At 68.5% G+C, this 26139-nt stretch carries 24 protein-coding genes; 12 read left to right on the top strand and 12 right to left on the bottom strand.

Annotated elements, in window-relative coordinates:
• Positions 1 to 6 precede the first annotated feature (6 nt).
• From rimO to RUR49_RS18095, 4 genes are all read right to left on the bottom strand, one after another.
• The gene (gene rimO / locus RUR49_RS18080; RefSeq protein WP_409147799.1) at positions 7 to 1368 is read right to left on the bottom strand and encodes a 30S ribosomal protein S12 methylthiotransferase RimO; all 1362 of its coding nucleotides are present in this window, start codon (positions 1366 to 1368) and stop codon (positions 7 to 9) included.
• A 149-nt stretch (positions 1369 to 1517) separates the two neighbouring features.
• Positions 1518 to 3677: a transglycosylase SLT domain-containing protein gene (locus RUR49_RS18085; protein ID WP_409147800.1), complete on the bottom strand. Its 2160-nt coding sequence runs from the start codon at positions 3675 to 3677 to the stop codon at positions 1518 to 1520.
• 300 nt (positions 3678 to 3977) lie between these two features.
• Positions 3978 to 4448 carry a hypothetical protein gene (locus RUR49_RS18090; protein WP_409147801.1) on the bottom strand — a complete coding sequence of 157 codons (471 nt, stop codon included), beginning with the start codon at positions 4446 to 4448 and terminating at the stop codon, positions 3978 to 3980.
• Positions 4449 to 4609: 161 nt separating this feature from the next.
• Positions 4610 to 5083: a hypothetical protein gene (locus RUR49_RS18095; RefSeq protein WP_409147802.1), complete on the bottom strand. Its 474-nt coding sequence runs from the start codon at positions 5081 to 5083 to the stop codon at positions 4610 to 4612.
• A 252-nt stretch (positions 5084 to 5335) separates the two neighbouring features.
• Here RUR49_RS18095 and dapA point away from each other — a divergent pair, with 252 nt between their 5' ends.
• From dapA to RUR49_RS18110, 3 genes are read left to right on the top strand one after another with little or no spacing between them, the layout of a single operon-like run.
• Entirely contained in the window at positions 5336 to 6211 is an 876-nt protein-coding gene (dapA, locus tag RUR49_RS18100; RefSeq protein WP_409147803.1) for a 4-hydroxy-tetrahydrodipicolinate synthase, read from the top strand.
• Positions 6212 to 6224: 13 nt separating this feature from the next.
• Positions 6225 to 6704: an SsrA-binding protein SmpB gene (gene smpB / locus RUR49_RS18105; RefSeq protein ID WP_409147804.1), complete on the top strand. Its 480-nt coding sequence runs from the start codon at positions 6225 to 6227 to the stop codon at positions 6702 to 6704.
• A complete protein-coding gene (locus RUR49_RS18110) occupies positions 6701 to 7546 on the top strand; it encodes an SDR family NAD(P)-dependent oxidoreductase (protein WP_409147805.1) in 846 nt (281 codons plus the stop codon). Before smpB ends, RUR49_RS18110 begins: the two co-directional genes overlap by 4 nt.
• 9 nt (positions 7547 to 7555) lie before the next feature.
• Here the strand turns inward: RUR49_RS18110 and RUR49_RS18115 are convergent, their stop codons facing one another.
• Complete coding sequence (locus RUR49_RS18115) at positions 7556 to 8662, bottom strand: LacI family DNA-binding transcriptional regulator (RefSeq protein WP_409147806.1); 1107 nt, start codon at positions 8660 to 8662, stop codon at positions 7556 to 7558.
• A gap of 168 nt (positions 8663 to 8830) precedes the next feature.
• Between RUR49_RS18115 and parA the strand changes: the two genes are divergently transcribed.
• The 7 genes from parA (at position 8831) to RUR49_RS18150 (ending at position 17394) form a co-directional block, all read left to right on the top strand.
• Positions 8831 to 9469: a ParA family partition ATPase gene (parA, locus tag RUR49_RS18120; protein ID WP_409147807.1), complete on the top strand. Its 639-nt coding sequence runs from the start codon at positions 8831 to 8833 to the stop codon at positions 9467 to 9469.
• Positions 9470 to 9632: 163 nt separating this feature from the next.
• Positions 9633 to 10949, top strand: coding sequence for a M24 family metallopeptidase (locus RUR49_RS18125; RefSeq protein ID WP_409147808.1), 1317 nt, complete (start codon positions 9633 to 9635; stop codon positions 10947 to 10949).
• Between the two features lie 262 nt (positions 10950 to 11211).
• Positions 11212 to 12225 carry a thiamine pyrophosphate-dependent dehydrogenase E1 component subunit alpha gene (locus tag RUR49_RS18130; protein ID WP_409147809.1) on the top strand — a complete coding sequence of 338 codons (1014 nt, stop codon included), beginning with the start codon at positions 11212 to 11214 and terminating at the stop codon, positions 12223 to 12225.
• Entirely contained in the window at positions 12213 to 13193 is a 981-nt protein-coding gene (locus RUR49_RS18135) for an alpha-ketoacid dehydrogenase subunit beta (protein WP_409147810.1), read from the top strand. Before RUR49_RS18130 ends, RUR49_RS18135 begins: the two co-directional genes overlap by 13 nt.
• Before the next feature lie 2 nt (positions 13194 to 13195).
• Positions 13196 to 14650 (top strand): NAD-dependent succinate-semialdehyde dehydrogenase, encoded by a 1455-nt coding sequence (locus tag RUR49_RS18140; protein WP_409147811.1) that lies wholly within the window; start codon positions 13196 to 13198, stop codon positions 14648 to 14650.
• A 185-nt stretch (positions 14651 to 14835) separates the two neighbouring features.
• Positions 14836 to 16176, top strand: a complete 1341-nt coding sequence (locus RUR49_RS18145) for a dihydrolipoamide acetyltransferase family protein (protein ID WP_409147812.1) — start codon at positions 14836 to 14838, stop codon at positions 16174 to 16176.
• Positions 16177 to 16425: 249 nt separating this feature from the next.
• A complete protein-coding gene (locus tag RUR49_RS18150) occupies positions 16426 to 17394 on the top strand; it encodes an NAD(P)-dependent oxidoreductase (RefSeq protein WP_409147813.1) in 969 nt (322 codons plus the stop codon).
• Between the two features lie 109 nt (positions 17395 to 17503).
• Here RUR49_RS18150 and RUR49_RS18155 read toward each other — a convergent pair whose 3' ends face one another.
• The gene (locus RUR49_RS18155) at positions 17504 to 18349 is read right to left on the bottom strand and encodes an MBL fold metallo-hydrolase (RefSeq protein ID WP_409147814.1); all 846 of its coding nucleotides are present in this window, start codon (positions 18347 to 18349) and stop codon (positions 17504 to 17506) included.
• Positions 18350 to 18493: 144 nt separating this feature from the next.
• Here RUR49_RS18155 and RUR49_RS18160 point away from each other — a divergent pair, with 144 nt between their 5' ends.
• On the top strand, positions 18494 to 18922 hold the full coding sequence (locus RUR49_RS18160; protein WP_409147815.1) for a hypothetical protein: 429 nt from the start codon (positions 18494 to 18496) through the stop codon (positions 18920 to 18922).
• Between the two features lie 112 nt (positions 18923 to 19034).
• Here the strand turns inward: RUR49_RS18160 and RUR49_RS18165 are convergent, their stop codons facing one another.
• The 6 genes from RUR49_RS18165 to RUR49_RS18190 form a co-directional block, all read right to left on the bottom strand.
• Positions 19035 to 19808, bottom strand: a complete 774-nt coding sequence (locus RUR49_RS18165) for a glutathione S-transferase family protein (protein ID WP_409147816.1) — start codon at positions 19806 to 19808, stop codon at positions 19035 to 19037.
• Positions 19809 to 19875: 67 nt separating this feature from the next.
• A complete protein-coding gene (locus RUR49_RS18170; protein WP_409147817.1) occupies positions 19876 to 20913 on the bottom strand; it encodes a branched-chain amino acid ABC transporter permease in 1038 nt (345 codons plus the stop codon).
• Positions 20914 to 20916: 3 nt separating this feature from the next.
• Positions 20917 to 21795 carry a branched-chain amino acid ABC transporter permease gene (locus RUR49_RS18175; RefSeq protein ID WP_409147818.1) on the bottom strand — a complete coding sequence of 293 codons (879 nt, stop codon included), beginning with the start codon at positions 21793 to 21795 and terminating at the stop codon, positions 20917 to 20919.
• Positions 21796 to 21855: 60 nt separating this feature from the next.
• Complete coding sequence (locus tag RUR49_RS18180) at positions 21856 to 22587, bottom strand: ABC transporter ATP-binding protein (protein WP_409147819.1); 732 nt, start codon at positions 22585 to 22587, stop codon at positions 21856 to 21858.
• Positions 22580 to 23341, bottom strand: coding sequence for an ABC transporter ATP-binding protein (locus RUR49_RS18185; protein ID WP_409147820.1), 762 nt, complete (start codon positions 23339 to 23341; stop codon positions 22580 to 22582). Before RUR49_RS18185 ends, RUR49_RS18180 begins: the two co-directional genes overlap by 8 nt.
• 259 nt (positions 23342 to 23600) lie before the next feature.
• On the bottom strand, positions 23601 to 24890 hold the full coding sequence (locus tag RUR49_RS18190; RefSeq protein ID WP_409147821.1) for an amino acid ABC transporter substrate-binding protein: 1290 nt from the start codon (positions 24888 to 24890) through the stop codon (positions 23601 to 23603).
• Between the two features lie 309 nt (positions 24891 to 25199).
• Here RUR49_RS18190 and RUR49_RS18195 point away from each other — a divergent pair, with 309 nt between their 5' ends.
• A complete protein-coding gene (locus RUR49_RS18195) occupies positions 25200 to 26036 on the top strand; it encodes an aldo/keto reductase (protein ID WP_409147822.1) in 837 nt (278 codons plus the stop codon).
• Positions 26037 to 26139 lie beyond the last annotated feature (103 nt).

Consider the following 26139-nt stretch of genomic DNA (forward strand, 5'->3'; position numbering starts at 1 on the left):
GTCACCTCACCCGACGACCGTCCCATAAAGGTCATAGGCGTCGGCGCGATCGATCTTCGCGGTGACAAACTCGCCGGCGCGGATCGGGCGGCGGGCGGTGAGGCGGATGGTGCCGTCGATTTCGGGCGCGTCCCAGGGGCCGCGGCCGGTGGCGGTGAGGCCGGCCGAGCTGTCGACCAGCACCTTCACCCGGCGGCCGACGCGCCCCTTCAGGCGGCGGGCGCTGACGGCCTGCTGGCGCGCCATGAAGCGGTGCCAGCGCTCGGCCTTGACCTCCTCCGGCACCGCGCCCGGCAGCGCGTTTGCGGTGGCGCCGGCGACGGCCTCGTACTTGAAGCAGCCGACGCGGTCGAGCGACGCCTCGTCGAGGAAGCCGAGCAGTTCCTCGAAGTCCGCGTCGGTCTCGCCGGGGAAGCCGACGATGAAGGTCGAGCGGATGGCGAGGTCCGGCGCCATCTCGCGCCAGCGGCGGATGCGGGCGAGCGTCTTTTCCTGGTGCGCCGGCCGGCGCATCGCCTTCAGCACCGACGGGGCGGCGTGCTGGAAGGGGATGTCGAGATAGGGCAGCACCTTGCCCTCCGCCATCAGCGGGATGACCTCGTCGACGTGCGGGTAGGGGTAGACGTAGTGGAGGCGCACCCAGACGCCGAACTCGCCGAGCTCGCGGGCGAGGTCGAGGAACTTGGCGCGGACCTCGCGCTCCTTCCAGACGCTCGTCGCGTAACGGATGTCGACGCCGTAGGCCGAGGTGTCCTGGCTGATGACGAGGAGTTCCTTCACCCCCGCCTTCACGAGCTTCTCCGCCTCGCGCAGCACGTCGGCGATCGGCCGGCTCTTCAGGTCGCCGCGCAGCGACGGGATGATGCAGAACGAGCAGCGGTTGGAGCAGCCCTCGGAGATCTTGAGATAGGCGTAGTGGCGCGGCGTCAGCTTGATGCCCTGGGGCGGCACCAGGTCGAGGAAGGGGTCGTGCGCCGGCGGCACGGCCCGGTGCACGGCCTCCACCACGCTCTCGTATTGCTGCGGACCAGTGACGGCGAGCACGCCGGGGTGGGCCGCAGTGATGTCCTCGGGCTTAGCGCCCATGCAGCCGGTGACGATGACGCGGCCGTTCTCGGCCAGCGCCGAGCCGATGGCGTCCAGCGATTCCGCCTTGGCGCTGTCGAGGAAGCCACAGGTGTTGACGACGACGACGTCGGCACCCGAGTGGCTTTTGGTGATCTCGTAGCCCTCGGCCCGGAGCTGCGTCAGGATGCGCTCGGAATCGACCAGCGCCTTCGGGCAGCCGAGGCTGACGAAGCTGATCTTCGGTGCCGCCCCCGCGAGAACGTCGGCGGCGGGCGGGGAGGCGAGGGCGGTCTCGGTCATCGGATCACTCGTGCAGCGGCGCCACGGTGTGGCGCAAGCAGGGCGGCGACGCAAGCCGCGCGCCGCCGTGCCCGAGCTTCACGGTGAGAGTAAGGCCGACACGATGATCGCAGGCGGCGAGGGTGCCGCACGTGCTCCCGGCTGTGCGGTCACCCGTTTGGGCGGCCGCGCAGGTCGTGCTCGACGGCGAGGCGGCCGGTGCCGAGGCGCTCGCGGTAGACGGTGACGTTCTCCATGACGCGCTGCACGTAGTTGCGCGTCTCGCTGAACGGGATGCGCTCGACCCAGTCGACGACGTCGACGCGCGGATCGGCCGGATCGCCGTAGCGCTGCACCCACTGGTTCACCCGGCCCGGGCCGGCGTTGTAGGCGACGAAGATCTTGACGTAGGAGCCGTCGAACTTCTTCACGAGCTCGTCGAGATGGGCGGCGCCGAGGGTGGCGTTGTAGGTGGCGTCGTTCATCTTCCCCGGGGCGTAGGGGATGCCATACTTCTTGGCGGTCGCCGCCGCCGTCGCCGGCATCATCTGCATCAGGCCGCGGGCGCCGACCGGCGAGGTGGCACCGGCGTTGAAGGTGCTCTCCTGCCGGGCGATGGCGTAGACGAGCGGGCGCTCGATGCCGCCCGGAACGCGGGCGGCCGAGGGGATGCCCGCCGTCGGGAAGGCCAGACCGGCGACCGGAAGGCCGCGGTTCTGCGCCTCCTTGGCGACGTTCAGCGCGAAGTGGTGGTAGCCGTTGCGCTCGGCGAGCTGGGCGAGAAGGGCGACCTGGCCCGGCGTCGGCAGGGTTTCCGCGAGGTACTTGAACAGTGGCCAGGTGCGGTTCATCTCGCCGATGGCGATCAGCCGCTTGATCGCCTTCACGACGTCGTTCGCCTCGAAGGCTGCGGCATCGGAACCGGAGGGTTTCGCCGGCCCGCCGACGCCGGCGGACGCAGCGCCGAGCTTCTGGCGGGCGAGCTGGCCGTAGTAGGTCATTCCGTAGGCGGCGGCCTGCTTGTAGTAGGTCGCTGCCATGCCCGAGCCCTGGGCCTCGGCGGCACGGCCCATCCAGTATTCGGCGCGGGCGCTCGAGATCGGCGTCTTGGCCACCTGGTCGAGCCGCTTGAAGTGCGCCATCGCCCGGGCCGGGTCCTTCAGGAAGCGCAGGGCGTACCAGCCGGCATGGAACTCGGCGTCCATGAACTGCACGTTGCCCGTGGCCGAGTGGGTGGCCGCGAGCTTGTAGGCGGTGGAGGCGTCGCCCTTGTCGAGGAGCTCGCGCGAGACGAGCCGGCGCTCGATCCACCACGCGTCCGGGTCGATCAGCACCGCCGGGTCGCGCGAGGCGGACAGGAGAACCTGTGCGGCCTCGGCATACTTCTCCTGCCGGCGCAGATGCTGGGCCTGGATGAACTTGTAGCTCGCGAGGCCCCGCACGTTGGCCGGAACGGCGTTCAACGCCGCAGCGACGCCCTTCGACTTCTGGTTCGTGGCGATGTGGGCGTCGACATAGGCGCGCTCGCCGGCCGACAGCAGCGGCTTCAGCTTGGCGGCCTGGCGCGAGCGGTCGTCGAACAGCAGCATCTCAGCGCGGCGGCGATGGTCGGCCTGGGTGAGGAGGTTGCCGAACTCCTTCAGCGTCGCGTCCTGCTGCGCGTCCGACATCTTCTCGGTCAGCCAGGCGCGGCGGATGACTTCAGCCGCGGCGGCGCGATTGCCGGAGGCGACGAGAGCCCGGGCATAGACCCGGGCGCCGTCGATCGACACGGGGGGCGAAGAGCGGAAGAGCGCGACGACCGTGCCGGCCGGCGGGTTCTCGCGCAGCAGCGCCGATTCGGAGCGGGCGCGCATGGTCTCGGGGCTGGGCCAGCCCGGTGCCTCGCGGGCGAACGCGGTGATCGCGCTCGACGTCATGAACGGGCTGTCGGAGCGGATCAGCAGCCAGTCGACGATGCGCCGGTCGGTGCCGTTCGACAGGCCGTTGCGGATAGCGTAGGCGCGGCGGCCATCGCCGGCATCCGCCGCCTTGATCGCCGCCTTGAGGTCGCCGGCGGCGACGTCCGTCGGCATCGCCCGGCCGGTGCCGGTGCCCGGCGCGACCGGCGTCGACGGCGCCATCAGGGCTTCGACGTCCGTGGTCGAGGGCGCGTAGGCGGTGGCGAGATCGACCGGTGCCGCACCGGTTGCGGCCTGGAACGGGCGCGACTTCGGCAGCGGCACCAGCGCCGATGTCTCGGCGAAGACGGGCGACCAGACGGTGCTCGCCGCCGCCAGCGCGGCGATCGTCGAAACGGGTAGGCGCAGGCGTCGCATCGTGGGTCGCATCACAACTCTCGTCGTTAGCGCGTACCGGCGATGCCGTCCGCGTCATCACTCCAGTTCAGCCCGTCCCACGCTGCTATATAGCGCGACACGCCGCCGGGTGCGACCACGCGAACCGATCACAACGGCGCGGGAACAGCCGAACCGCGCAATTGTGACCATGTCAGGGTGAACAAAGCGTTTCGGTGCCGAGGGCGTTGAGGCAGAGACAGCTCGATCCTCGCCCCGCCCGCCGATGAAGCGGCCGGCCTCCGGGGCGGCGCGGTGAGCCTCAATCGCCACCGCCACCGCCCGGAGCGAGGCTCAGAGCCTCGGGGTCGCGACCGCGAAGATCGTGACCGTGCACCCCTCGGTGCCGCCGAAGTTTCCGAGCGTGCCGTCGATGGTGACGACCGGCGTATCGGCGCGGATCTTGTCCGGCGTGATGGCGAGGCTGAACTTCGAACTGAACGAGAAGGCACCGACCTGGCCGGACAGGCCCGTGGCGTTGAAGGTGCCCTTCCGGCTGCCGCCCGGCAGCGCCTTACCGTCGGGCATCAGGAAGGTGTAGCCGTAGCGCTGCTCCATCAGTTGCAGGCCGCCACCCCGGTTGTTGCTCGGACGCACGGCGGAGCGGAAGATCAGCCGGAACTCCGCTCCGACAGCCCAGCCGTCGTCGATGCAGACGTTGTTGACCGCCGTCACCTTGGCGATGCCGTCGAAGACGGGAACCTCGGTCGCCGCTGTGGCCGCGCCGCAGCCCAAGGCCGTCGCCACCAGCGCGGCCAATCCCATTGCTCTCTTCATATTCCCAGCCCCAGTTATGCCAGCGTTTCAACCCCGCGGTGCATAAGTAGCCGGCGCAGTAAGGGGCTCGCAACGATGAAGCGGGACGGGTCTGGCGGGCCACGCGATCGTGAACGGCACTCCGTTCTCCGGGCATTCGGCTGCGCGCCTCACGACGGCTTCGACGTGCCCTTGACGATGCAGGTGGCGAGGTTCGCGGTGCCGAAGAAGAAGAAGCTGATGACGGCCGTCTTGGCCCCCTCGACGACGAAGTTCGTCGGCGTCTTAACGATGGCGATCTCGGTCGCGCCGTCGGTCGACCGCGATGCGATCGGCAGGAGTTCCAGGAACACCGCCTCAATGGAGACCTGGCCGCCCTGGGCCTGGCCGTCCGAACCGACGGCGCACTGAATCTCGGTGATCGTCGTGAGACGCCCGGCCTTGCCCTTGAACGTCCCTGAGCAGTTCGGCCCACCGCACTCCAGCTCGACGTTCTTGAAGAAGCTCTTCTCCCCCTTCGCGGTTGGAGCGGACTCGAGCGTTGCCTGCTTGCCGCCCTGGCCGAGCGCCGCAGCGAGGGATGCATTGGACGTCATTGGCAGCGAAGCCGCGGCGACAATCAGCATGGCAATGGACTTGTTCATGGAAATCTCCCGACCTGGGCCTCTCCGCACATCCTGCGGCGGGCATGACGCTACAATCTCGCCGCGAGCCCTCGGGCGCTGTGGCGTGTGTCACAGTTCGGTCGCCGCCTGTCCGACGGACGCTCTCGCGCAAGCGCCGGTAACACCCCTCTGCAGCGTCTGCGGGCGTCCTTGAAGCGGCGAGGCGCCGCGACTATTGTCGCGCCGCTTCCGGCCAGAGCGCCGGCACGAATGCCCCTCGGGAGAAACGCCATGTTCAAGGGTTCGATCACCGCGCTCGTCACGCCCATGCGCGACGGCAAGGTGGACGAGAAAGCGTTCTCCGATTTCGTCGAGTGGCAGATCGCCGAGGGAACGCACGGCCTCGTGCCGGTCGGTACCACCGGCGAATCGCCGACGCTGAGCCACGACGAGCACAAGCGCGTCGTGACGCTGTGCATCGAGGCGGCGAACGGGCGCGTGCCGGTGATCGCCGGCGCCGGCTCCAACAACACCGCCGAGGCGATCGACCTCGCCCGCCATGCCGAGGCGGCGGGCGCGCAGGGCGTGCTCGTCGTCACGCCCTACTACAACAAGCCGAGCCAGGAGGGCATGTATCGCCACTACATGGCGATCGACGCCGCTATCGGCATCCCGATCATCATCTACAACATCCCGCCGCGCTCGATCGTCGACATGAGCGTCGAGACGATGGCTCGCCTCTACGAGGACGGCCGCAACATCAAGGGCGTGAAGGACGCGACGGCGAAGATCGACCGCGTCAGCCTGCAGCGCCACGCCATGGGGCCGGACTTCATCCAGCTCTCCGGCGAGGACGGCACGGCGCTCGGCTACATGGCGCACGGCGGCCACGGCTGCATCTCGGTGTCGTCGAACGTCGCGCCGGGGCTGTGCTCGCGCTTCCAGTCGGCCTGCCTGCAGGGCAACTACGCGGCCGCGCTCGAACTCAACGACAAGCTGACGCCGCTGCATCGGGCGATGTTCCTCGAGCCGAGCCCGGCGGGAGCCAAGTACGGCCTGTCGGTGTTGGGCAAGGTCAGGAACGAATTGCGCCTGCCGATGTTGCCGCTCACTGCGGCTGCGGAGGGCGAGGTCCGCGCGGCGATGCAGCACGCCGGATTGCATTGAGGATGGACCGGCGATGAATGCACCCCGCGGGCCGACCGGCCCGATCAAGGTCGTCGCCGACAATCGCAAGGCGCGCTTCAACTATGAGATCCTCGACACCCTCGAGGCCGGCATCATGCTGACCGGCACCGAGGTGAAGTCGCTGCGCGCCGGCAAGAGCACCATTGCCGACGCCTATGCGGCCGAGCATCGTGGCGAGCTCTTCCTCTACAACGCCTACATCCCGGAATATCTGCAGGCGAACCAGTTCAACCACGAGACGCGGCGGCCGCGGAAGCTGCTCGTGCACCGCCGCCAGGTGAACAAGCTCGCCGGCGCGGTCCAGCGCGAGGGCATGACCGTCGTGCCGCTCAAGCTCTACTTCAACGAAAAGGGCCGGGCGAAGGTCGAACTCGGGCTCGCCAAGGGCAAGAAGCTGCACGACAAGCGCGAGGCCGACAAGGAGCGGACGTGGAACCGCGACAAGGCCCGCATCCTCAGGGACCGCGGGTGAGCGAAGCCTTGGGCGCCGCGCTGCCGGCGGCCGGGACGCCGCTGCGCACCATCGCGCTGACCGGCGCCTCGAGCGGCATCGGCGCGGCGCTTGCCGCGGAACTCGCGGGTCCCGGTGTTCGCCTGGCGCTGGCCGGGCGCGAGGCGGCCCGTCTCGAGGAGGTCGCCACGGCCTGCCGGACGAGGGGGGCTGTCGTCGAGACGGCGCTGGTCGACGTGCGCGACCGCGCCGGTCTGCACGCCTGGCTCGCCGCGGTGGACGCTGGCGGGGAGGTTGATGTGCTGATCGCCAATGCCGGCGTGTCAGCCGGCCTCGGGCCGAGGAAGTCCCGTGAGACGAACGAGGACGTTCGCCGGCTCGTCGAGGTGAACCTCATCGGTGCCATCGACACCGTCTCCGGCCTGGTCGAGGTGATGCGCGCCCGCCGGCGCGGACAGATCGTCATCGTCGCCTCCGTCGCCGGGCTGCGCGGGTATCCGGCAATGCCGACCTATTCGGCGACGAAGGCGGCGCTGATTGCCTATGGCGAGGCCATCCGCGGCTGGCTGCGCCCGTCGGGGGTATCGGTCACAGTCGTGTGCCCCGGCTTCGTGACGTCGCCGATGTCGGCCCGTCACAAGGGCTCGAAGCCCTTCGAGATGCCGGTGGAGAAGGCGGCGCGGATCATCGCCCGCGGGATCGCCGGCAGGCGCGCCGTCGTCGCGTTTCCGTTCCTGCTGGCGCTCGGCGCCCGGTTGTCGCGGCTATTGCCGGCGGCCCTGTCGGACCGGGCCTTCGAGCCGTTTGCGGCGAAGATCGAGCGGGACCCGCGCGCCGACGTCGACGGCCGCGGGCCGGAGTGATCGCGGCGTCTACTCGGCCGCCGGCATCGCGGCCGGGTCCGGCATGGCCGCACGCGCCGCGGTGCGGGCGCGGCGCACCCGGGCGCGCGCCTTCGACGGGGCGGCGGTCGATTCGCGCACCACGAGGTCGACCGGCAGCACGACGTGCCGTCGCCGGCGCTGCTCCGGCGGCGTCTCGATCGTCTCGAGCAGGATGTCGGCCGCCTCGTGGCCGGCGTCGTACTGCTGCACGCGGATGGTCGTGAGCGCCGGGAACAGCCGGTCCACCATCGGCATGTCGTTGTAACCGGTCACCGAGATGTCGTCCGGGCAGGACAGCCCGCGCCGGCGCAGCGCCGCGATGGCGCCGATGGCGAGGCGATCGTTCGAGCAGACGATGGCGGTGAACGGCACGCCGCGGGAGAGCAGTTCTTCTGCGCAGCGCACGCCTTCCTCGTCGTTGAAGGCATTGGCGACCGCGATCAGGCGCGGATCGTCGTCGAGGCCCAGCAGGTCGCGGTGGTGCTCGAACGCCCTCAGGCGCGTCGCGCCGGTCGACAGCGCCTGCGGGCCGGCGATGTTGGCGACGTGCTGGTGGCCGAGCCCGGCGACGTGGCCGAGGATCAGCTTCATGCCGGCGTCCTCGTCGTTGACGACGGAGGAGATGCCGGGATCGTCCACCTGGCGGTTGACCGTGACGATCGGCAGGCCGTCCTGCGAAAGCCGCGAGATCGCCTCGTCGTCGCGCTCGACGCTCGCCATGATGAGCCCGTCGACGCCACGGGCGCGGAAGGTCTGGGTGATGCTCACCTCGCGACGGCGATTGCCGTCGGTGTTGGCGAGGATCGCCACATAACCGCTCGCGGCGAGGCGGTCCTCGATGCCGCGGATGATCGGCGGGAACACCGGATTGGTGATGTCGGGGACGACGACGCCGATGGTGCGCGTGCGGTTGGTTTTGAGCGAATAGGCGGCGGCGTTCTGGCGATAGTCGAGCTCGGTCGAGACCTTGAGGATCTGTTCCGCCACCTCGGCGGTGATGAGGTGGCGCGTCTTCGGGTCGAGCGCCCGAGAGACCGTCGAGACGTGCACGCCGACGGCCTCGGCGACATCCTTCAGGGTAACGCGCTTCTTCATTCCACCGAGCCGTTGCGAGTCATGTGACGAGTATAGAGGCGGCGCAAACGCTTGCAAAGCGGCCGGCCGGCCACTTGCATGCGAGCCGGTTGCATTCGTCCAGATTGAGCACCTTTGTTGTTGTGAGAATGGCAGGCTCGCCCACCGTCGACGGAGGATCGGATTCCCATGGGACGCATCATCACGTTCGCGCAGCAGAAGGGCGGTTCCGGCAAGACGACGATGGCGGCCCATCTGGCGGTGGCGCTGCTCCGCGCCGGCAACAGCGTCGCCATCCTCGACGTCGACCCGCAGGGAAGCCTCGGGGAATGGTTCGAGCGGCGCGAAGCGTCGATGGGGGAGGGGGAGACCGGCCTCGTCTTCCGCACTGCGAGCGGATGGGGTGCCCGTCGCGAGGCGCGGTCGCTGGCGCGTGATCACGATTTCGTCGTCGTCGACACGCCGCCGAAGTCGGACTCCGAATCGCGGCCGGCGATCGAAGCGGCTGATCTCGTCTGCGTGCCGGTGCAGCCGACACCGGTCGACCTCTGGGCGACACGGCCGACACTGGAGCAGGTGCAGAAGGAGGGCACGCGCTCGCTCATCATCGTCAATCGCGCGGTCGGCCGGGCGTCCCTCACGGGCGAGATGGTGAAGGCGATCCGGGACCTCGGTCACCCGGCGGCTGCGGTCGCCATCGGCAGCCGGGTTGCCTTCGCGGCGAGCATGGGCGAAGGGCGCACGGTGATGGAGACGGCGCCGGGCTCGAAGGCGGCCGCGGAGATCGAGGCCTTCGCCGCCGAGGTGCTGAGGCACGCGACAAGCTGATGCGAGCCATGCGAAAAGGTCGGTCGCTGCGACGGAGGAATGCACGCACCGACGCTTGACTTCCATATGCGCCGGGAGATACTTGCAAACGATTGCATTGGCGGGCGAACCGCTGCCCGGCGAGCGCCGTGGCGCGGCCGGAGACGAAAGAGGAGATGCCCGGATGAACGAGATGGTTCTCAAGCCGCGTCTGGTCGACGGCGAGACGGCCCTGAAGCATGCGCTCGAGCCGCACTGGCGCTGGGATCGCGCGATCCCCGCGCATGGTCACTCGGGCGTCGACTTCGAGACGCGCGTCGATTTCCGCCGGCTCACCAGCTACCGCATGACGCGGGCGAAGCAGGCCCTGAAGGCCTCCGGCCTCGGCGCGCTGCTCCTGTTCGACGTGAACAACATCCGCTACGTGACGTCGACGAAGATCGGCGAGTGGGAGCGCGACAAGCTCTGCCGCTTCGCGCTGCTCGCCGGCGACAACGAGCCGATCCTGTGGGACTTCGGCTCGGCCGCCGTCCACCACAAGCTCTATTGCGATTGGATGCCGCAGGAGAACTTCCGCGCCGGCATGCTCGGCATGCGCGGCACGGTGCCGCCGGCGGCGGGCCTGATGAAGCGCCACGCGGAAGAGATCAAGGCGCTGCTGGTCGAGGCCGGCGTCGCCGACATGCCGCTCGGCGTGGACCTCGTCGAGCCGGGCATGTGGCTCGAGCTGCAGAACTGCGGCCTGAAGCTGGTCGACGGCCAGCAGGTCATGCTCGATGCCCGCGAGATCAAGAACATCGACGAGATCGTGCTGCTCAACCAAGCGGCGGCGATGGTCGATGGCGTCTACCACATGATCTACGAAGAGCTGAAGCCTGGCGTCCGCGAGAACGACATCGTCGCGAAGGCCAACAAGATGCTCTACGAGATGGGCTCGGACGACGTCGAGGCGATCAACGCGATCTCCGGCGAGCGCTGCAATCCGCACCCGCACAACTTCACCGATCGCCTGATCCGCCCGGGTGACCAGGCGTTCTTCGACATCCTGCAGTCCTACCAGGGCTACCGGACCTGCTATTACCGCACCTTCAACGTCGGCCGCGCCACCGACTGCCAGCGCGACGCCTACTCGAAGGCGCGCCTGTGGCTCGACAAGGCGATCGAGCTGATCAAGCCGGGCGTCTCCACCGACAAGGTCGCGGCCGTCTGGCCGAAGGCCGAGGAGTTCGGCTTCCCGAACGAGCTCGCGGCGTTCGGCCTGCAGTTCGGCCACGGCCTCGGCCTTGCCCTGCACGAGCGGCCGATCATCTCGCGGCTGGTCTCGATGGACCGGCCGATGGAGATCAAGACCGGCATGGTGTTCGCGCTCGAGACCTACTGCCCCGCGACGGACGGCTACTCGGCCGCCCGCATCGAGGAAGAGGTCGTCGTGACCGACAAGGGTTGCCAGGTCATCAGCCTGTTCCCCGCCGAGGAACTGCCGATCGCCAACCGCTACTGAGCGGGGGAGGGCGCCCCGTCGCCCTCTCGACCGTCATCCCCGGGCGCGTCCCCGGGGATGCACGCTCCAGGCGTCGCGCTATCGAATGCCTTTCGCGCGCGGCGCTCTTGGGGTCTTCCGGACGAGCGGTCCGGATGGCACCGAAACGGACGGTGGCTGATCGGTCCCCGGTGGGGTCCGCGTCGCCGCGACGAGACGCAAACGGGAGGCATCGTCCTCCCGCCAAGAAAACCGGACTCTGAACGGACAAGGGAGATCCGCCGTGAACGCACCGGGCAAGCCGGTCAAGAACGACGATATCGGCCTCGACACGCGGATGGAGCTCTATCGCGTGCAGGTCGAGATCCGCGATTTCGAGAAGCGCGCCTTCGACCTGTTCCTGCAGAACCTCGTGAAGGGGACGAGCCATCTGTCGCTCGGGCAGGAAGCGGTTGCGGCGGGCTTCGCGGTGGCGATGAAGCCGGGTGACAAGTCGTTCTGCACCTATCGCGGCCACGCCCACACGCTGGCCCGCGGCGTCGAGATGGAGAAGGTTCTCGGCGAACTGATGCAGCGCGACAACGGCCTGATGCGCGGCAAGGGCGGGTCGATGCACCTGACCAGCGTCGAGCACGGGGTGATGGGCTCCTACGCCATCATCGGCGCCCACCTGCCGATCGCCTGCGGGTCCGCCTGGCGGGCGCAGTATCTCGGCCAGGACGACGTGTCGGTGTGCTTCTTCGGCGACGGCACGACGAACATCGGTGCCTTCCACGAGGCGCTGAACTTCGCGGTGGTGTGGAAGCTGCCGGTCGTCTTCGTCTGCGAGAACAACCTGTACATGGAATACACGCCGATCGGCGACGTGACGGCGGTCGAGCATCCCGCCGCCGACCGCGCCTCGGCCTACGGCCTCGAGCGCATCATCGTCGACGGCAACGACGCCGATGCGGTCTACCGCGTCGCGCAGGCTGCCTTCGCCAAGGCGCGGGCCGGCGAGGGGCCGTCGCTGATCGAGTGCATGACCTACCGCCACTCCGGCCATTCGCGCGCCGACCCGGCGAAGTATCGCCCGCCGGGCGAGCTCGAGGAGTGGATGAAGCGCGACCCGATCAAGGTCTACAAGCAGCGCCTCGCCGATTTCGGCGTGCCGCAGGCGGACGTGGACGCGATCGATCAGCAGACCAAGCAGAAGGTCGAGACAGCGACGGAGGCGTGCAAGGCCGCACCGATCCCGCCGGTCGAGATCATGACGACGGACGTTTACGCCGACGGGGGCTGGGCATGGCGGAACTGACTTATCGCGACGCGGTCGCGCGCGGCATCGCCCAGGAGATGCGACGCGACGAGAACGTCGTGTTCCTCGGCGAGGACGTGGCCAAGGCCGGCGGTGTCTTCAAGGCGACCGTCGGGCTCTACGAGGAGTTCGGTCCGAAGCGCGTGCGCGACACGCCGATCTCCGAGCAGGCGATCCTCGGCGCGGCCATGGGCGCGGCGATGACGGGCCTCCGCCCGATCGCCGAGATCATGTTCTCGGACTTCCTGGCGGTGTGCTTCGACTACATCGCCAACGAGTTCCCGAAGTCGCGCTACATGACGAACGGCCAGGTGAAGTGCCCGCTCGTCGTGCGCACCGGCAACGGCGCCGGCTCGCGTTTCGGCGCGCAGCACAGCCAGTCGGTCGAGAACTGGGCGATGATGATCCCCGGCCTCAAGGTGGTCGCCCCGTCGTCGCCGCTCGACGTCGTCGGACTGCTCGCCGCTTCGATCCGCGACGAGGATCCGGTGATCTTCTTCGAGCACAAGTCGCTCTACGCGACGAAGGGCGAGGTGCCGGACGGCGAGATCGTCGACCAGCTCGGCAAGGCGAAGATCGTCCGGCCGGGCAAGGATGCGACCATCGTCGCTCTGGCGCTGATGGTGCCGCGGGCGCTCGCCGCCGCCGAGAAGCTCCAGAAGGAGTTCGGCATCGACGCCGAGGTGATCGACGTGCGCTCGCTGGTGCCGCTCGATACCCAGACGATCCTCGGCTCGCTGGTCAAGACGGGCCGGCTGTTCACCGTCGAGGAGAACCCGCGGCTCTGCGGCTGGGGCGCCGAAATCGCCTCCATCGCCGCCGACGAGTGCTTCTGGGACCTGGACGGCCCGATCGTCCGCATCACCACGCCTCACATTCCGTTGCCCGCTGCTGATAATCTGGAGGACATCGTCCTGCCGACGCCGGACCGGATCGCGGAGCGGGTGCGCAGGACGCTGGGAGCCTGATGATGAAGACGGAAGACATCCTGAAGGGCGTACCGACGCAGCTCTATATCGGCGGCCAGTGGCGCGACGCCTCCGACGGCGCGAGCTTCGCCGTCGAGAACCCGGCGACGGGCGAGACGCTGGCGACGGTGGCGAGCGGAACGGTCGAGGACGCCATCGCGGCCGTCGACGCGGCCCAGGCGGCGTTCGCCGACTGGGCCGGGCGCTCGCCGCGCGAACGCGGCGAGATCCTGCGCAAGGCCTATGAGCTGATTGTCGCCGACAAGGAGCGCTTCGCGGCGCTGATCACGCTGGAGAACGGCAAGGCGCTGCCGGACTCGCGCGGCGAGATCCTCTACGCGGCGGAGTTCTTCCGCTGGTTCGCCGAGGAGGCCGTGCGCAACGTCGGCGAGGTGATGCGCTCGCCCGCCTCCGGTGCGCGCATCCTCGTCCATCACAAGCCGGCCGGCATCGGCGTGCTCGTCACGCCGTGGAACTACCCGGCGGCGATGGGCACCCGCAAGATCGGCCCGGCGCTCGCCGCCGGCTGCCCGGTGGTGGTGAAGCCCGCCTCCGAGACGCCGCTGACGATGCTCGCCCTGATCCCGATCCTCGAGCAGGCGGGCGTGCCGAAGGGTGTCGTCAACGTGCTGCCGTCGCGGCGCTCCGGCGCCGTCGTCGACGCCATGCTGCACGATCCGCGGGTGCGGGTGATCTCCTTCACCGGTTCCACGGAAGTCGGCCGCAAGCTGTTGAAGTCGGCCGCGGATTGCGTCGTCAACCCGGCGATGGAGCTCGGCGGCAACGCCCCCTTCATCGTCTGCGAGGACGCCGATGTGGATGCCGCCGTGGGCGGTGCCATGCTGGCCAAGATGCGCAATCTCGGCGAGGCCTGCACGGCGGCGAACCGCTTCTTCGTGCACGACAAGGTGCACGACGCCTTCGCCGAGAAGCTCGCCGCCAAGATGGGCGCGATGAAGGTCGGCAACGGCCTCGAGGAGGGCGTCGACGTCGGCTCCCTCGTCAATCGCGAGACGCTCGACAAGGTGGTCGAACTCGTCGACGACGCCGTGTCGCGCGGCGCCAAGGTTCTGACCGGCGGCAGCCTTCCGAACGGTCCGGGCTACTTCTACCCGCCGACCGTGCTGACGAACGTGCCGGACGATGCGCGCTGCTTCCACGAGGAGATCTTCGGCCCGGTGGCGGCGCTGACGCGCTTCTCGAGCGAGGATGATGTCGTCGAGCGTGCCAACTCCACCGAGTACGGCCTCGTCGCCTATCTCTTCACGAAGGACGTGAAGCGCGGGCTGAAGCTGTCGGAGAAGCTCGAGTTCGGCATGATCGGGCTCAATCGCGGCCTCGTCTCCGATCCGGCGGCGCCGTTCGGCGGCGTCAAGCAGAGCGGCATCGGGCGCGAGGGTGGTCACGAGGGCCTCATGGAGTTCCTCGAGACGCAGTACGTCTCCGTCGAGTGGTAAGGCCGAACTAGGTCGATCAGTCCGTCGTCGCTCGGCCAGGCCGGGCGGCTCCGACGCCGCGGCGCAAGGGTCCCCCGGGACCCTGCGTTGCGGACGGGCGCCCCGGCGAGGCCGGGGCGTGACGGGGAGGGAATCCAGTCCCGAGGTCTCAGGCAACTGTCCAGGGGCGTGAGGAGAGGCAGAGCATGGACGTCGTGATGCCGCAGCTCGGCGAGACCGTCGCCGAGGGCAAGATCGCCAGCTGGTTCAAGAACCTGGGCGACACCGTCGCCGAAGGCGAGACGCTGTTCGAGATCGAGACCGACAAGGTCACGATGGAAGTGCAGGCGCTCGGCGCCGGCGTCCTGTCCGACATCCGCGTCGCCGCTGGCGAGACGGTACCGGTCGGCACCGTGGTGTGCGTGATCGGCGGCGACGTCGTTGCCCCGAAGCCGAAGGCGGAACCGGCTCCGGCAGCCGCAAAGAGCAACGGCGCGGCGCCGCCTGCGACGCCGATGCCGGTGGCTCCCGCCGCCGATCCGATCAAGACCGCGCCGATGGACGTCTTCAACGAGGTGCGGACGCCGACCACCGGCTTCGGCCCGGCTGCGGCGACCGCCAACGGTGTCCGCATGACGCCGCTCGCCCGCCGCCTCGCCGCCCAGCAGGGCCTCGACGCCGCGACGCTGTCGGCCGCCGCCAAGGCGGCCGGCCGCGACCGCATCGGCAAGGCCGACGTCCTCGCCGCCGCAGCGAAGGCGCCGACCGCAGCCCCCGTTTCCGCTCCTGCCCCGTCGGCCGCCCCGGCCGCGGCACGGGCGCCGGAGCCGGCGAAGCCCGGCACGCGCACGACCTTCAACACCGTGCGCAAGATGACCGGAACGCGTCTCACACAGTCGTGGACGACGATCCCGCACGTCTTCCAGGCGACTGAGGCGGACTTCTCCAACGTCGACAAGGTGCGCAACGCCAGGAAGGGGGCGTTCAAGGAGCGCCACGGCCTGTCGCTCACCTACCTGCCGTTCATCGCCCGGGCGGTCTGCATCGCGATCGCCGACTTCCCGCTCGTCAACGCCCGCTTCGACGGCGATGGCCTCGAGGTGCCGAACGAGATCAACCTCGGCATTGCCGTCGACCTGTCGCACAACGGTCTCGTCGTGCCGGTGGTGAAGAACGCCGACGAACTCACCGTGGTCGGCCTGGTCAAGGCGTTCGCGCGCCAGATCGACAAGGCGAAGGCCGGCAAGCTGACGCCGGACGACTACAACGGCGGCACCTACACGATCTCCAACAACGGCTCGTTCGGGACGCTGTTCACGGCGCCGATCATCAATCCGCCGCAGGTGGCGATTCTCTCGACCGACGCGGTGAAGAAGAAGCCGGTGGCGATCGAGGTCGACGGCAGCGATGTGGTCGTCGTCCGACCAGTCGGCATGCTGGCGCAGTCGTTCGACCATCGCGCCTTCGACGGCGCCTATTCGGCCGCCTTCCTCGCGAAGCTGAAGCAGGTCATCGAGACCCGCGACTGGGCGTCCGAGCTCGCCTGAGCCGGCCCATCGGCCGACGCCCGCCCGGCACCGGACCGCCCTGCGAGATTCTCGCGGGCGGCTTGGAAAATCACTTGAAATCGGAATGCAAACGATTGCATAGTGGTGACGAGCGGGACGATCGCCGTCGCCTCAAGAAACCCGCCGGCGGCTGATCGCACCGCACCCCGGCGAACCGGAACCACATCCGCGACCGTCGGCAATAAAATTGTCGAGGAAGCGCAGCGTTAGAGCCCCTGGAGGGAAGTGATGCAGGTGAACAGGCACAAGATCGGCTGGATCGGCATGGGCCGGATGGGCTACCCGATGGCCGAGCGGCTGGTGAAGGGCGGGCACGACGTGCACGTCTGGAACCGCACGCGCGAGAAGGCGGAGCCGCTCGCCAAGAAGGGCGCCACCATCGTCGACAAGCCGTCCGACCTCGCCGGGGTCGACATCCTGTTCACCATGGTCTCCACCGGCAAGGACCTGGAGCAGGTCTATTTCGGCGCGGACGGCGTCCTGAACGGTGCCGGCAGCCCGGTTCCGAAGATCTTCGTCGACTGCTCCTCGATCGCCGTCGAGCAGTCCGTCGAGATGCGCCGCCGGCTCGGCGAGCGTGGTGCGCAGTTCATGGCGTCGCCGGTGAGCGGCAACGGCAAGTGCGTCAAGGCCGGGAAGCTCTCCTCGGTCGTGTCCGGCCCGGCCGACGTCTACGAGGTGGTGAAGCCCTACATCGAGACGATCGCCGGCAACGGCGTGTCCTATGTCGGCGAGGGCGAACTCGCCCGCATCTGCAAGATCGCCCACAACGTCATGCTGGGCGTCGTCACGCAGAACCTCGTCGAGATCACCGTCCTGGCCGAGAAGGCCGGCGTGCCGCGCCACGCCTTCCTCGACTTCATGAATAACTCGGTGATGGGCTCGATCTTCACGCGCTACAAGTCGAACGCGCTGGTCAACCTCGACTGGACCACGACGTTCACGCCGGCGCTCCTGAAGAAGGACCTCGACCTCGGCCTCGCCGCCGGCCGCGAACTCGGCGTGCCGATGCCGGTGACGGCGACGACCCGCGAGGCGCTGCAGGCGCACTTCGGCGCCGCCTCGCTGAAGGCCGACCCGAAGGCCTATCTGGAGGAGGATTTCTCCGCCCTCCTCGAGACACAGGCGCTGCTCTCCGGGCTGAAGCTCGAGAGCGAAGGCGTGAAGGTCCCCACGGGCCTCGAAGTTCCCGAGTAATAGGGACCCCGGCGCGCCGCTCGCGGGTGGCGCGCCACGATCAGTCGATGCCTCGACGACGCGACGCCGGCGGCCCTCCCACCGCCGGCGTTCGCATGTCCGGAGGCCGTCAGTCGGGCACGAACGCGTAGCTTTCGTCGGCGGTCACGATCGAACCTAGTCCCGGCCATGGGAAGTGGTAGCCGATGACCCGCGTGCCCGCCTCGGCGCAGCGCGCGAGCAGGGCGCGGCGGGAGACCACCGTGCGATCGCGATCGTGATCGTAGCGGTAGGTGAGGTCCGGCCGCTCCGCCAGCATCGGATGATGCAGGAGGTCTCCGAACACGACGACGGCGTCGCGGCCCTCGCCGACGCGGTAGCTCGTGTGGCCGATGGTGTGGCCGGGTGTCGGCAACGCCGTGAGCCCGGGCAGGATCTCGCCGCCGATGTCGAAGGGGCGCAGGCGGCCGCTGCAGGCTGCGATGGCGGCCCGGTGAACGCCGATATAGGGACCTGTGGAGGGCGCAGACGCCACGAACGCCAGCTCTTCCGCGGCGACGTGGACCGTGGCGTTCGGGAAGGCCGGCCCCCCGTCGGCACCGACGAGCCCCCAGGCGTGGTCTGAGTGGATGTGCGTCAGCACGACCGCCGCGATGTCTTCCGGCCGCAGGCCGGCGAGGGCGAGGCTCTCGATGAGGCACCCGGTGTCCGGGCCGAAGGGGCGCTCGGGACCTGTTCCCGTGTCGAACAGGATCGGCCGGCCGTCCAGCACGACGACGAGCGCATTCTGCGCAAGCGGCAGGCGATCGGGCGGAAGGCCGTGGCGCCCGGCGAGCGCCGTCACGGCATCCGCCGGGGCGTTGTCGAACTCCTCCGCGGGTGCTGCGAGGGTCAGCGGCCCGTCGGAGACGACGAGGGCCGGCGCTGCGCCGATGGAGAAGGGGTGGACGCGAGGGCCTGGAAGGATGTCGCTCATGGGCCGAGTGTGCCGCGTCGTTGCCGGGGAAGGAAGCGGCTGCGTGTGACCGACGTAGGGGAATGGCGCCGGCGGCGTTCCGGGAACAGGGCAGGGGCCTGGGTCCGAGCCAGCACGATGGACCCCAGATACGAGGATCACTCCATGAAGACGCTCGCGATCACTGCAGCAGCGGTGCTGCTCTCGGCCGGCATGGCCGCCGCTCAGACCGACACCTCGACGCCCGGCCAGAGCGATGCCGCGCCGCCTGCCGCAGCGCAGGGTTCGGCTGGAGCCCCTGACGCCACCGGCCCAGCCGGCGATCGCGGCCGCCCCGACTGGGCGCGCGGCCAGGGCAAGCGCGGCGAGGGCATGCGCGGCGAAGGCAAGAAGATGCATCCGCGCGGCGGCCCGCACGGCCATCACGGCATGATGATGCGGCCGAGCAAGGGCGCGAGCTTCGTCTTCACCGCTCCTGGCGAGGGCCGCATCATGATCAAGTGCGCCGACGAGGATTCGACGCAGGCCTGCGCCGACGCGGTCCGCCCGCTGCTCGAGCTGATGCTGCAGAGCGGGGGCGCCCAGGCGCAGTGACGGGTCGGCCGGCTCGCTTCGAGCCAGGCTGCGGAATCGAAGCGGCCGGGCATCGCGCCCGGCCGTTCTTCGTTTCAAGGGCCATAAGGCCCTCACGGTGACGGGGCGGCGTTTACCCCGCCTTCTTCAGCTGCTCGCGCAGATGCGGGTACTTCTCGGTCAAGAGCGAGCCCGGATAGTAGGTCGGCCCGTAGGCCGGCTCGGCGCGGATCAGCTCGAACCAGCGGGCGACCGCGGGCTTGTCGTCCCACATCGTGGCGAGGTTGATGTCGTCCATGCGGACGATCACCGGCATCACCGCCACGTCGGCGAGCGTGATCTGGTCCCCCATCAGCCACGGGCCGCCGCTTGCCCGGATCGTCTCGTCCATGCGGGCGACGCCGCGGGAAAGCCGGCCCATGGCGCCGTCCATCTCCGCCTGCGGAAAGCCGGTGCGGCCCATCGTCAGCAGGAACTCGCGGCGCAGCGGCTTCGAGTCGGCCAGCGCCTGGAACTCGGCCTCGGTCATCTTCTGGAAGTGCGGCAGGAAGGCGAGGTTGTAGGACGGGACGCGGATCGCCGGCGTCGGCACCTCGTCGATGAAGCGCATCAGCGAGCGCATCGACGCGATGTCCTTCAGGCCCTTCGGCCGGAGCGGCGCCACATCGGGCTTCACCTCGTCCAGGTACTCGATGATGACGGCCGAATCGATGATCGGCACGCCCTCGTGGACGAGCGCCGGAACGACGCCGTTCGGATTGATCGCGAGGTATTCCGGCTTCAATTGGTCGCCGGCGAAGAGGTCGAGCTTGTGCTCCTCGAAGGGAAGGCCCTTGGCGTTGAGCACGAAGCGGACGCGCTGGCTGCAGGTCGACTGCGGCGCGTTGTAGAGCACGAACTCGGGCATGGATGGTGTCTCGTCCCGGCGGGTCGGCCGCCGGCGGGTCGCCGGCGGCTCGTGTTGCGGCGACTGGTCAGTCCCAGTCGAGGAAGCGCGGCAGCTTCTTCTTTGCGGCCAGCGTTCCGATGATGCCGGTCGGGAAGAACATCAGCGCGAGCAGCATGACGACGCCGGTGCCGAGGATGTTGAGCTCGGAGGAGCCGAGATAGACCACCGACAGCTCGTTGAAGGCGATCAGCAGGATCGCGCCGACGATCGGCCCGGCGACCGTGCCCTTGCCGCCGAGGATGCACATCAGCACCAGGTTGGCGGCGACCAGGATGACCAGGAAGATGTTGGGGCGGATGTAGGTGAGGTACTCGCCCCACACGGCGCCTGCCATGCCGACGAAGAAGGCCGAGATGGCGAAGGCCGCGACCTTGTAGAGGCGGGTGTTGATGCCGGCGCTCTCCGCCTTCACCTCGTCCTGAGAGATGGCGCGCAGGCCGAGACCGAACTTCGAGTGCTTGATCTTGTAGGAGGTCCACACCGTCAGCGCGGCGATGATCAGGAAGGCGTAGTAGTACGGCACCTTCATCCACTGGGCGTCCAGGTCAAGCTGCGGCAGCGTGATGCCGTTCGAGCCGCCGACGAAGTGCCAGTTGTCGAAGAGGATGCGCGCGACCATCAGCAGTGCGATCGACGAGATGATGAAGGTCGGGCCGCGCATCTTCAGCGTGATCCAGCCGATCACGAAGCCCACGGCTGCCGCCGCGAGACCGGCCAGGGGCGCCGTGATCAGCGTCGAGACGCCGAAATAGGCGAGGATCATCCCCGAAAAGTAGCCGCCGATGCAGAAGAAGACGTTGTGGCCGAGGGAGATGTATCCCGTGTAGCCGCCGAGGATGTTCCAGCTCGATGCCATCGCCACGTACATGAACGTGTAGAGCATCAGATGCAGGACGTAGTTGTAGCCGTCCATCACCTGCAGGATGGGGAACAGCGCGAGGACGAGGAGGAGCAGGACGGGGAACTGCCAGACCCGCTTGCCCTTGTCCAGGGAGGCGAGGCCCGCGTTATACTCCCGGCGGGCTTCGATGACGTTGTCGACGTCGAGTTGCTGCACGGCCATCGGTCAGGCCTCCTCGATCTTGTCGCCGAACAGGCCCTGGGGCCGTACCAGCAGGATGACGAACAAAGCGAGGAAGAAGGTCATCGTCGACCACGTCGAGCCGATGTAGGCGCCGACGAAGGCGGCGATGACGGAGAGGATCAGCGAGCCGGCGATGACGCCGCCGAGCTTGCCCATGCCGCCGAGGACGACGAGCGACATCAGGATGGCGATCCACTCCCAGTGCTTGGCCGGGAAGAAGGAGAAGATGAAGCTGACGAGCGATCCCGCCGCGCCGGCAAGCCCGATGCCGATGCCGAAGGTGACGAGCGACACCAGGCCGACATTGACGCCCATCAGCTGTGCCGCCGCACGGTTCTGCGTGGTGGCGCGGATGGCGTAGCCGAAGCGGGTGTACTGCAGGAACAAGAGCAGCAGCCCGATGACGACGAGGCTGGCGACGCCGGCATAGAGCTGCCCGGTCGGGATGAACACGTCACCGATGAAGATCGCGTCCGTGCCGTAGCTCGGCGTCGTAACGCGCTGGGTGTTGGTGAACAGCCAGCCGAGCAGGCCGTCAAAGATCATCGCGACGGCGAACGTCAGAAGCACCGTCATCTCCGAGTATTTGGCGCTGGCGGCCTCCTTCTCGAAGATCAGCTTGTAGAGGATGACGCCGACGCAGAAGAGCGCGATGGCGGCGATCGGCATCGCCAGGATTGGGTCGATGCCGTAGAGGCGGAACAGCCAGAAGGTGACGAAGGCGCCGGCGATGATCAGGACGGGATGGGCGAGATTGACGATCCGCATCACGCCGAAGATCAGCGTTAATCCGGACGCCATCAGCGCATAGACGCCACCGAGGGCGAGGCCCAGGATGACGATCTGGATGACGTTGCTCATGGAAGTCGGTTCCTTGCGGGAGGCCGGGGTGGGCGAGGGCGGTCCGGACGGGACTTGGCCTCAGGCGGCCGCCTTGGCCTTGCCGAGATAGAGTTCCTTGATGCGCGGATCGGCGAGCACCTCGGGGGCGGGGCCCTCGAACAGCGTCTTGCCGAGGTCGAGCACCGCGCCCCAGGTCGAGTTGTTGAGGCCCATGATGGCGTTCTGCTCGACCAGGATCACGGTCATGCCGCGGTCCTTCAGCATGTGCATGATCTCGAACATCTGCTGGACGATCTTCGGGGCGAGGCCGAGCGACGGCTCGTCGAGCATGACGATCTTCGGCTTGACGATCAGCGTGCGCGCCATCGCCAGCATCTGCTGCTGGCCGCCCGACATCGTGCCGGCGCGCTGGTGGGCACGCTCGCGCAGGATCGGGAACTGCTGCAGCACCTCCTCGATGCGGCTCTCCAGCACCTTCTTGTCGTCGATGACGTAGCCGCCCATGCGCAGGTTTTCCCGCACGCTCATGCGCGGGAAGAGGGCGCGCTCCTGTGGCACGAAGCAGATGCCCTTGCGCAGGATCTGGTCGGGGCGCAGCCCGTCGATGCGCTCGCCCTCGAAGAGGATCTCGCCGGAGCGCACCGGCAAAAGGCCGGAGATCGCCTTCAGCAGCGTCGACTTGCCGGCGCCATTCGGGCCGATGATGCACTGCACCTGGCCGGGACGGACCGTCAGCGACGTGCCGGTCAGGATGGCGGGGCCGCGGCCGTAGCCGGCGACGACGTCGCGAACCTCGAGCAACTCAGACATGGGCCACCTCCGGAGTGGCGGTCGGCGCAGCGCCGCCAAGATAGGCCTCGAGCACCAGCGGGTCGGTCTGCACGACGCTCGGCGGGCCCTGGGCGATGACCTGGCCATGCGCCATCACCACGACATGGTGGGAGAGGCTCATCACCAGTTCCATGTTGTGCTCGACGATCAGCACGGTCAGTCCGCGCTCGTTGAGCTTGCGGATGTGGCCGACCACCTCCTCGAGCAGGCGCGGGTTGACGCCGCCCGCGGGCTCGTCGAGCAGGATGATCTTCGGGTCGCTCATCAGCAGCGCGGCGAAGTCCATCAGCTTCTTCTGCCCGTAGGAGAGCGAGCGCGTCTCCTCGTGGGCGAGCCGCGTGATGCCGAGGAAGTCGAGGATCTCGAACGCCTTCTCGCGCTCCTGCCGGCTGATCGCCGGGCCGAACAGCGCCTTCAGGCCGACTACGCGCGACTGCACCGCGAGGTTCTCGAGCACCGTCAGGTCCTCGAGGTTGCGGGTGATCTGGAAGGTGCGGCTGAGGCCGCGGCGGGTGATTGCGTGGGCGCGCAGGTGGTCGATGCGCTCGCCCTCGAGCCACACCTCGCCGCTGGTTGGCGCCAGCGTCTTCGAGATGCAGTTGAAGGCCGTCGTCTTGCCCGCGCCGTTCGGACCGATCAGCGCGGTGATCTTTCCCCGCTCGACGGTGAACGAGCATTCGTCGACGGCGCGGATGCCGCCGAAGTGTTTGCAGAGGCTGCGCACCTCGAGCATCGAAATCTCCCTTGATGCGCGCACCAGAGCGGGCGCGGGCGGTCCAGCCGCCGGCGCTCGTCGGTCATCGCAGAGCCAGTGCCACCAGCGGTGGCGCGTCGGATAAAGTCTGTGCCGTCTCGACGGCGGTCTGGCCCTGGCCAGCGCCGCCCCTGGCGACGCTTCGGGCCGATCCTTCGCCGCCGAGCGGCCGATCACGTCGTCCGGTGCCGCCCGCGGGCGGCACCGGTAGTCTTCTGGTTGTCAGCGCGTCAGCGGCTCACCACTGCGGCTTCGGGAAGATGACTTCCGCAACGCCTTCGAATTCGTTCGTCGGATAGATGAACTTCAGGTCGTCGCCCTGCCACTGCGCCACGAGGACCGAGCGGTCCTCCGGCACGCCGCGCTCGTCCCACGAGAAGGGCCCGAGAACCGTCTTGACCGGCTCGGCCTTCGTGCGGGCGTGCAGCCACTCCGACAGCTTGGCGTTGTCGGTCGATGCGGCACCGCGCATCGCCTGCTCCATGCCCTGGCAGACGGCGAAGGGAATGGCGGAGTCCTCGTCCGGCGCGAAGCCGAACTTCTCGGTGAAGGCAGCCACGAAGTCGCCGTTGGTGAAGGTCTCGCCGGCGAGCTCGCCGACGAAGGCCACCGCCGGATGCCAGGAGGTCGGCATCATCACGCCTTCGGCCGCAGCGCCGGTGCCGGTCTTGTACTCCGACTGCGTGCCCTGGCTGAAGAACAGGTACTTCGGCTGCGCCTTGACGGTCTGCAGGGCGCGCGTCAGCTGCACCGCCTCTTCCGCCGAGGCGGTGAGACCGATGACGAGGTCCGGGTTCGCCTGCTTGATCGAGTTGGCGAGGTTCAGCCAGTCGGAGAAGCCTTCCTCGGGCCACGTCTCTTCCATGACGAGCTCGACGCCGATCTCCTTCAGGAAGCCCGGCGCGAGGTCGGCGACGACGCCGCCACCGGGGTTCGACACGGTGCCACCGGCGAGGCCAGCCGCGATACCGTTGGCGAAGAAGTCATCAGCCTTGACGAGGGCGGCCGTCTTCGGGCGCTGGTCTTCGGGGATGCGCTCGGCGATCATTTCCGTCAGTGAGCCGCCCATGAACTCGGCGACGTCCTGCTGGAAGTAGAACATGTTCTTGTGTCCCTGCGACCAGATGCGCAGAGCGCCGCCGGCGGGGACGGGGTGAACCATGCCGTACTTCTCGAGCACCGACGAGACCGGGAACGACAGCTTCGAGGAGAAGGTGCCGAACAGGATGTCGACCTTGTCGGCGTTGACGAAGCGCTCGTACTGGCTGATCGCCGTCTCGGTGTCGGAGCGGTTGTCGGAGACGATCAGATCGAGCTGGCGGCCGTCGACGCCGCCCTTCGCGTTGATGAGATCAACGCAAAGCTGGTAGCCCTGCTGGTGCTTCGTGCCGCTGACGGAGAAGTTTCCGGTGAGCGGCAGCGAGGCGCCGATCTTGATCGGGTCGGCGGCCTGGGCGCCGCCGGCGAGAAGGCCGGCGATCGCGGCTGAGGCGGCAAGTGCCGCCAAACGGGTCCTGTGGGTCTTCATTTGGTTTTTCCCTCCCTGCTTCATCTGGGCGATGAGCGCGTCGTAACGGCAAATTGACCGCTACGCAAACGTTTGCACGACTATCGACATGGGCCCGGGCGGAGGTCAAGCGGAAATTGGTTCTTCTGATGGGTTCCAGAATGCCACGTTCTGACGGGTTGGCCCATCATAGGCCCGAGGTTTCGCGAACGGGGCGAAGTCTGGTGAGGCGCGTCAGGGTCGCTCAGGATTGCCTGCAGGGCGACGCCGGGTAGGGTCGCGGCGCGTGCCCCCACCCAACAAAGGACCGCGACGATGCCGGACCGAGTGATGATCCAGACGCTTCCCCCGCCTTACGCCGAGCCCTACCCGGTGCTCGGGCTCGGGACGTGGCGCATGGGGGAGGCGGCCAGCCGGCGGGCGGAGGAGGTGGCTGCGCTGCGGCTCGGTCTCGATCTCGGCCTCACTTTGATCGATACCGCGGAGATGTATGCGGACGGCGAGGCCGAGACCATCGTCGGCGAGGCGATCGCGGGTCGCCGGGACGAGGTGGTTCTGGTCTCGAAGGTTTTGCCCGAGAATGCCACGCGCCGCGGCACCGTCGCCGCCTGCGAGCGCAGCCTCCGCCGCCTGAAGACGGACCGCCTGGACCTTTACCTCCTGCATTGGCGGGGCAGCCCGCCGCTCGCCGAGACGCTGGCCGGCTTCGAGGAGCTGCTGTCGGCCGGCAAGATCCGACGCTGGGGCGTCAGCAATTTCGACATCGACGACATGCGGGAACTGGCCGCGCTCGACGAGATGAAGGCCTGCGCCACGAATCAGGTGCTCTACAACCTCGGGCGGCGCGGCATCGAGTTCGATCTGGCGCCCTGGTGCGCCGAGCACAACATCCCGATCATGGCCTATTCGCCTGTCGAGCAGGGGCGCCTGGTTCGTCATTCCGGGCTGCGGCAGCTCGCGGCCGACAAGGGCGTGACGCCCGCGCAGCTCGCGCTCGCCTTCGTTCTCGATCGGCCCGGAACGATCGCGATCCCAAAAACCGCCACGGCGACGCACCTGCACGACAACATCGCCGCTGCGGCGCTGCGCCTCGATGACGATGACCGGGCACGCCTCGCGGCGCTGTTCCCGCCGCCGCGCAGGTCGGTGCCGCTCGAGATGCTGTGAGGCGTCGACCCTTCCAGCTCTCGTTTTGGTGTGCGATGCACACTTGATTTTTGTGCACCGCAGCGCTAGCTTCTGAATCGCCCTCCTTGGGCGTTTCCTCCCT

The organism is Pseudoxanthobacter sp. M-2 (assembly GCF_046156265.1).
Classification (GTDB): domain Bacteria; phylum Pseudomonadota; class Alphaproteobacteria; order Rhizobiales; family Segnochrobactraceae; genus CAMDHY01.

Excerpts from the sequence above, each read along its gene's own strand:
- RUR49_RS18175 (WP_409147818.1), bottom strand. The coding sequence starts at position 21,795 with ATGAGCAACGTCATCCAGATCGTCATCCTGGGCCTCGCCCTCGGTGGC.
- RUR49_RS18150 (WP_409147813.1), top strand. The coding sequence starts at position 16,426 with ATGCAGGTGAACAGGCACAAGATCGGCTGGATCGGCATGGGCCGGATG.
- RUR49_RS18165 (WP_409147816.1), bottom strand. The coding sequence starts at position 19,808 with ATGCCCGAGTTCGTGCTCTACAACGCGCCGCAGTCGACCTGCAGCCAG.
- RUR49_RS18085 (WP_409147800.1), bottom strand. The coding sequence starts at position 3,677 with ATGCGACCCACGATGCGACGCCTGCGCCTACCCGTTTCGACGATCGCC.
- RUR49_RS18095 (WP_409147802.1), bottom strand. The coding sequence starts at position 5,083 with ATGAACAAGTCCATTGCCATGCTGATTGTCGCCGCGGCTTCGCTGCCA.
- RUR49_RS18140 (WP_409147811.1), top strand. The coding sequence starts at position 13,196 with ATGAAGACGGAAGACATCCTGAAGGGCGTACCGACGCAGCTCTATATC.
- RUR49_RS18145 (WP_409147812.1), top strand. The coding sequence starts at position 14,836 with ATGGACGTCGTGATGCCGCAGCTCGGCGAGACCGTCGCCGAGGGCAAG.
- RUR49_RS18195 (WP_409147822.1), top strand. The coding sequence starts at position 25,200 with ATGATCCAGACGCTTCCCCCGCCTTACGCCGAGCCCTACCCGGTGCTC.
- RUR49_RS18135 (WP_409147810.1), top strand. The coding sequence starts at position 12,213 with ATGGCGGAACTGACTTATCGCGACGCGGTCGCGCGCGGCATCGCCCAG.
- RUR49_RS18125 (WP_409147808.1), top strand. The coding sequence starts at position 9,633 with ATGAACGAGATGGTTCTCAAGCCGCGTCTGGTCGACGGCGAGACGGCC.
- RUR49_RS18115 (WP_409147806.1), bottom strand. The coding sequence starts at position 8,662 with ATGAAGAAGCGCGTTACCCTGAAGGATGTCGCCGAGGCCGTCGGCGTG.
- parA (WP_409147807.1), top strand. The coding sequence starts at position 8,831 with ATGGGACGCATCATCACGTTCGCGCAGCAGAAGGGCGGTTCCGGCAAG.
- smpB (WP_409147804.1), top strand. The coding sequence starts at position 6,225 with ATGAATGCACCCCGCGGGCCGACCGGCCCGATCAAGGTCGTCGCCGAC.
- rimO (WP_409147799.1), bottom strand. The coding sequence starts at position 1,368 with ATGACCGAGACCGCCCTCGCCTCCCCGCCCGCCGCCGACGTTCTCGCG.
- dapA (WP_409147803.1), top strand. The coding sequence starts at position 5,336 with ATGTTCAAGGGTTCGATCACCGCGCTCGTCACGCCCATGCGCGACGGC.
- RUR49_RS18190 (WP_409147821.1), bottom strand. The coding sequence starts at position 24,890 with ATGAAGACCCACAGGACCCGTTTGGCGGCACTTGCCGCCTCAGCCGCG.
- RUR49_RS18160 (WP_409147815.1), top strand. The coding sequence starts at position 18,494 with ATGAAGACGCTCGCGATCACTGCAGCAGCGGTGCTGCTCTCGGCCGGC.
- RUR49_RS18170 (WP_409147817.1), bottom strand. The coding sequence starts at position 20,913 with ATGGCCGTGCAGCAACTCGACGTCGACAACGTCATCGAAGCCCGCCGG.
- RUR49_RS18155 (WP_409147814.1), bottom strand. The coding sequence starts at position 18,349 with ATGAGCGACATCCTTCCAGGCCCTCGCGTCCACCCCTTCTCCATCGGC.
- RUR49_RS18180 (WP_409147819.1), bottom strand. The coding sequence starts at position 22,587 with ATGTCTGAGTTGCTCGAGGTTCGCGACGTCGTCGCCGGCTACGGCCGC.
- RUR49_RS18090 (WP_409147801.1), bottom strand. The coding sequence starts at position 4,448 with ATGGGATTGGCCGCGCTGGTGGCGACGGCCTTGGGCTGCGGCGCGGCC.
- RUR49_RS18185 (WP_409147820.1), bottom strand. The coding sequence starts at position 23,341 with ATGCTCGAGGTGCGCAGCCTCTGCAAACACTTCGGCGGCATCCGCGCC.